The organism is Streptococcus mitis, from assembly GCF_001579035.1.
GTDB classification, from domain to species: domain Bacteria; phylum Bacillota; class Bacilli; order Lactobacillales; family Streptococcaceae; genus Streptococcus; species Streptococcus mitis_J.
Map to the genome: position 1 here is coordinate 104456 of NZ_KQ970285.1, position 1563 is coordinate 106018.

The 1563-nt window shown below is 34.5% G+C and carries 1 protein-coding gene; it reads left to right on the top strand.

Translation table 11 applies throughout. The features are described from left to right. Positions 1 to 120 precede the first annotated feature (120 nt). Positions 121 to 1524: a rhamnulokinase gene (locus SMIDD26_RS00530; RefSeq protein ID WP_061438595.1), complete on the top strand. Its 1404-nt coding sequence runs from the start codon at positions 121 to 123 to the stop codon at positions 1522 to 1524. Positions 1525 to 1563 lie beyond the last annotated feature (39 nt).

Genomic DNA, 1563 nt, shown 5'->3' on the forward strand with positions numbered 1-1563 from the left:
GAATTATTTTTATGTTTATGGAGTAAATATATGAATATTATTCAAGTAAGCGTTCATATATTGAAAAAATAAAATGTGGGGATTATAATAAAGTTAATCAAGGACGAAGAGAGAAGAAAAATGGAAGCGGTTTTAGCAATAGATTTAGGTGCGACTTCTGGAAGAGCAATCGTTGGTTACCTTTCTGAAAATAAACTAGTAATGGAAGAAATAAATCGCTTTTCTAATCTACCTATTAGAGTAAAAGGGCATTTATCTTGGGATGTTGACTTTCTACTAGCTAAAATTCTTGAAAGTATCCGATTGGCTAATACTAGTTACAAGATTTTATCTGTCGGTATTGATACATGGGGTGTTGATTTCGGACTGATTGATAATGAAGGTAAGCTGTTATTACAACCTGTTCACTATCGTGATGAAAGAACAAAAGGAGTTTTAAAGGAAATATCTGAAATTACTGAATTAGAAAAACTGTATTCAGAGACAGGAAATCAGATTATGGAGATAAATACCTTGTTTCAACTCTTTAAGGCACGTCAAGAATCTCCTGACTCTTTCTATAAGACCAATAAGATTCTTTTAATGCCAGATTTGTTTAATTATCTCTTGACAGGTAAGTTTGCTACAGAAAAAAGTATTGCTTCAACAACGCAACTCTTTGATCCGAGGAGTCAAAATTGGAATCAGAATATCTTAAAACTATTTGAATTGGATTCATCTTTACTTCCTGAAATTGTTTCAGAGGGGAATGTTCTTGGTAGACTCAAAGAGGAATATGGTTTAGGCAATATTCCTGTTGTGAATGTTTGTAGTCATGATACAGCAAGCGCGATTGTATCAGTTCCTAAGACAGAAGATAGTTTGTTTATTTCATCAGGGACTTGGTCTTTGGTTGGAGTGGAGCTTATTTCACCGATTCTTAGTACCGAATCGTTCAGTTATGGATTTACAAATGAAGTCGGTAAAGATGGAGTGATTACATTTTTGAAGAATTGTACAGGGCTATGGATCATAGAGGAACTAAGACGTTCATTTGAAAGAAGAGGGAAAGCATATTCTTTTGATGAAATTAGGACAATGGTGGAGAAAGAAAAAGAAAATCTTCCTCTGATTGATACTGAATCAACTGAATTTGCAACAGAATCTGATATGTACAAGACTTTGACAGAATATCTAGCTTATCATCATGAAACTAGAGAGTGGACAGATGGACAACTATTTAAAATCGTTTATGAAAGCCTAGCTGAAACGTATAAGAAAACAATAGAGTTACTAGAGGAACTAACTCATAAGGTTTATAAGAGGATATATGTGATTGGAGGAGGTGCTAGAGCCAGTTACTTTAATCAAATGATTGCTGATAGAACTGGTAAAGAGGTTCTTACAGGTTCAACTGAAGCTACAGCTGTGGGAAATCTTGTTGTGCAGCTCATAGCTATGGGACAATTAAAAGGGATGGAAGAAGCTCACCATGTTATTGAGGAGTTCCTACAATTAGAGAGTTATTACTCCCAAAAGAATTAAAAAGATTGAGAGTTTGTAAATTTGCCTCCCTCCCTCCTT